Source organism: Methanoregula sp., assembly GCF_002835825.1.
GTDB lineage: Archaea > Halobacteriota > Methanomicrobia > Methanomicrobiales > Methanospirillaceae > Methanoregula.
This window is the reverse complement of record NZ_PIZH01000213.1, coordinates 1-4,035: the sequence shown is the minus strand read 5'-3', so window position 1 is coordinate 4,035 and position 4,035 is coordinate 1. Positions and strand designations below refer to the sequence as shown.

Here is a 4,035-nt window from a genome sequence, read left to right as displayed (position 1 = left end):
CACCGGTTATCTCTCCCTATGATCCCGAGGCAATTTCCGTTAAGGACAAGAACCTGGGAATCTCATCGGAGCATTTATTCGGCACCGACTTTTTGGGAAGGGACCTTTTCAGTCTCACTATCTGGGGCGCCCGAACCTCGCTGTTTATTGCATCAGTTTCCGTGGCCATCGCCCTTTTGTTCGGGACAATAATCGGCTGCCTGGCAGGGTATTATGGCGGGATAATCGATGCAATCCTGTCACGCTGTGTCGACTTACTCCTTGCATTTCCCGGAATCATCTTTGCCCTCGCCCTCCTGGCATTCATGGGTGCCGGGGTGCTGAACATGATTGTCGCGATCACGATATCCCAGTGGGCGATCTATGCACGGCTGATGCGTGGCCAGGTTATATCCATAAAAAAACTGGAATATGTCCAGAGCGCCCGCACCGCCGGCCTGCCGGACCGCCGTATCATCATTCGGCACCTCTTCCCCAATGCCATCATGCCGGTTGTGATCCTTGCAACGCTTGACATCGGTCATGTCATCCTCTCGGTTGCCGGCCTGAGTTTCCTTGGGCTTGGCATCCCCCCGGGCATACCGGAATGGGGATCCATGATAGGGGCAGGTAAGGAATTCCTGCGTACGGCACCGCTGAACGTTATCGTTCCGGGCCTTGCCATAACGTTTGTTGTCCTGATCTTCAACTATCTCGGAGAAGGCCTGCGGGATATCCTCGACGTCCATAAAGACCAGGTGAATATCGGATGACGCTCCTGTCTGTTCAGAACCTTAATGTCCGGTTCCCAACGGGTGAAGGTACCGTTCATGCCTCGCGCGATGTATCTTTCTCCATGAAATCCGGTGAGGTATTAGGTCTTGTAGGAGAGACCGGTTCTGGGAAATCCGTGATCGGACAGGCGATCATCCGGCTTCTCCCCACCAGTGCCAGCATCACTGGTACGATCGCTTTTAACGGGCAGGAACTTACCACGCTCCAGGATGATGCCATGCATGCCCTCCGTGGACGTTCGATCTCTCTTGTCCCGCAAAACCCGTCCGGTTCCCTTGATCCGCTGGTCAGGAACGGTTCGCAGATTGGCGAGATCTTTATCGAACGGGGGATGGAGAAAAAAACCGCTTGGGAGAAAGCCTGCGATCTGCTGGTAACGGTAGGATTAATTCCCTCCGACCAGATCGCAAAGGAGTATCCTCATCAACTCTCCGGCGGGATGCGGCAGCGGCTCACAACCAGTATTGCGATCGCCGAAAATTCCCACCTGATTATTGCTGATGAACCGACTAAGGGGCTGGACTACCAGGCACGGGAAACAACCGCCCGGGTATTGTCAGGTATTAAAACTCGGGATAATGCGTCCCTTCTACTTATCACGCATGACCTCTACCTCGCCGAGCATCTCTGCGATTGGATTGCGGTCCTGTATGCCGGTGAGATTGTCGAAGTCGGACCTGCAACGCAGATCTTCGCGCGTCCCCGCCATCCCTACACACAGGCATTGATGAGAGCCATTCCAAAGAACGGGCTTGTCCCGCTCGAGGGCCAGAGTCCGAGCCTCATGGCAATTCCCGAGGGCTGTTGCTTTGCAGACCGTTGTTCCTGTCACTCCGAAGTATGCAAAATGATACATCCGGATCTTAACCAGGAGCCCCTGATCGGAGGTGTGCGGTGCCATCACCCGTCCTGCAGCTGACCGGGCTATCCAAGTCATACGGCCATGGGGATATCTTCTCCGGGATCTCGTTTGAAGTTGGCAGCGGGAAGACAATCGGGCTCTTTGGCCAGAGCGGATCGGGAAAGACAACGCTCGGGCGTTGCATCATGCGCATTGAAGAGCCCAGTTCCGGCCATATCCTGATGCAGGGACAGGATCTCGCACGCATGAGACCGGGGAAATTACGGGAACTCCGTCCATCATTCCAGATGATCTTCCAGCACCCGGAGGTATCCCTCAACCCGCGGATGACCCTTGCCGATAGTGTAGCCGAACCGCTCATGGTCCATCGGGGTATCGGCATGGAAGAGGCCCTCAGGGAGATCGCCCCCCTTATCCGGAGGGTCGGCCTGCGGGATGAGCACCTTGCCCGGTATCCTCACCAGCTCTCGGGAGGCGAGGTCCAGCGGGCAGTCCTCTCCCGGATCTTCTCGCTCAAGCCAAAAATTGTTGTGGCGGATGAGCCGACTTCGATGCTCGATGTCTCTGTCCAAGCCCAGGTCCTGCGCCTGATGCAGGATCTCCAGAAAGAGACCGGGGTTTCGTACGTATTCATCTCCCATGACCCGGATGTGATGAGCGTGATGTGCGAAGAGACCCTCTGGATTGAGAAGGGAAAGGGGACCCTGTATGATCGGTTCGGTTTCCTCGAGCGCGTGAAGACGCAGTATTCGGGGGCCGTCCCGACATGAGCTCTCCATCACGGGGATCTCTACTCGGATGTGGATCTGTCTTCTGTCCGTTAATAATGGTAACGTGCGCTGGTGTGAACAGGGAGACAATCGCTGGTAATTCCAGTGATGTTCACTCGTGCATGAATAAGGTTTGATACGAATGGACGTCATCGAGGCACGGAGCCTGAAGAAGGCGTTTGGGCCGGTCGTTGCTGTAGACAACGTAAGCCTTTGCGTGAAAAAGGGCGAGATCTTCGGGTTCCTCGGGCAGAATGGTGCCGGGAAGACGACGACGATCCGGATGCTGACCGGGGTCCTGATCCCGGATGCCGGGACGGTTAGGATCTGCGGTACGGATATTCTAAAAGAGCCGCTCGAAGCCAAGATGCACATGGGAGTTATCCCGGAGAACGGGACGGTTTATGCCGATCTCACAGCAGAGAAGAATGTCCTCTGGACGGCGAAGTGTTATGGTATGGACCGGAAAAGCCGGGAAGAAAAATCTCAGGAGATCCTCGCACGCCTCGGGCTGGAAGATCGCAAAGACGACCTTGTGAGGACATTCTCCAAGGGGATGCGGCAGAGGATCAGTATTGCCTGTGCCATCGTGCACTCTCCCCCGGTCCTCTTCCTTGACGAGCCGACCACCGGTCTCGACGTCCTCAGCCGCCGGCTGGTCATCGATACGGTCCATCACATGAACGAGAACGGGAGCACGGTCCTCATCACGACCCATAATATCGAGGAGGCAAACACCCTGTGTTCAAGGATTAGCGTCATCCATAAAGGGAAGATCATCGGCACCGGCAGCCCGGAGACAATCCGGAAGGAGTATGATACGTCAGGTTACCTTGAGGTCTCCTTCGCCCAGAACATTTCCGAAAATATGCTCGTTGCAGAGGGGATAACCCGGGCAGAACCCCACGGCGACAAGTGGCGGGTGTATGCAGAAGATACCGACCGTGCGATAAAGGATCTTGCACGGATTGCGGAACAGAACAACCTGAAGATCCTCTCGGTTGCCACGTCCACTCCCTCCCTTGAGCAGGCCTTCATCGAGATGACGGCAGGTGCTTCATGAACATCCCCCGGTTTATCTGGAGCGTCCTGATGGTGACCGAGAAGAACATGCGGATCTACTATTACAAGGGATCCGTTGTTATCTTCGGGCTCCTGTTCCCGTTCATCATGTTCCTGACCTTTTTCATCGGGCGGGACCTCGATCTGGTCCTCTTCTTCCCGGGGTTCCTGGGTATGATGCTCTTCTTCTCCGCATCGTCCACCGGCCCGCTCATCACCCCATGGGAGAAACGGGAGAAAACGTACGAGCGGCTCGTCTCGCTTCCGGTTGTCATCGGGAGTATCATCCTTGGCGATATCCTCTCGGGCGCTGTTTTCGGTTTTATCATAACAAGCCTTGTCTGGCTGGTCGGCTCGTATCTCCTGCACCTGCCCCTTACAGACCCGGTGGCGCTCATTGCAGCCCTCCTTCTCGGGTCATTCGCATTTGCCGCTCTTGGCACCCTGCTCTCATCACCGGCTACGGACACCCCGTCCAATATCATGATGTTCTCGAACCTGGTCCGGCTCCCGCTTATCTTTGTCAGCGGCATTTTCATTCCCTTAAGCCAGCTGGGGGACTGGGCC

At 55.8% G+C, this 4,035-nt stretch carries 5 protein-coding genes; all 5 read left to right on the top strand.

Annotation, left to right across the window (positions count from 1 at the left end; translation table 11 throughout):
* A partial coding sequence (locus CW742_RS08425) for an ABC transporter permease (RefSeq protein WP_292419072.1) occupies window positions 1-752 on the top strand: 752 nt, incomplete at its 5' end.
* Complete coding sequence (locus CW742_RS08420; RefSeq protein WP_292419069.1) at window positions 749-1,693, top strand: ABC transporter ATP-binding protein; 945 nt, start codon at window positions 749-751, stop codon at window positions 1,691-1,693. The genes CW742_RS08425 and CW742_RS08420, both read left to right, overlap by 4 nt.
* Window positions 1,669-2,406, top strand: coding sequence for a dipeptide/oligopeptide/nickel ABC transporter ATP-binding protein (locus tag CW742_RS08415; RefSeq protein ID WP_292419066.1), 738 nt, complete (start codon window positions 1,669-1,671; stop codon window positions 2,404-2,406). The genes CW742_RS08420 and CW742_RS08415 overlap by 25 nt, the downstream gene beginning before the upstream one ends.
* Before the next feature lie 142 nt (window positions 2,407-2,548).
* Window positions 2,549-3,469, top strand: coding sequence for an ABC transporter ATP-binding protein (locus CW742_RS08410; RefSeq protein ID WP_292419075.1), 921 nt, complete (start codon window positions 2,549-2,551; stop codon window positions 3,467-3,469).
* Window positions 3,466-4,035, top strand: a 570-nt coding sequence (locus CW742_RS08405) for an ABC transporter permease (RefSeq protein WP_292419064.1), incomplete at its 3' end; no start/stop codon positions are given. The genes CW742_RS08410 and CW742_RS08405, both read left to right, overlap by 4 nt.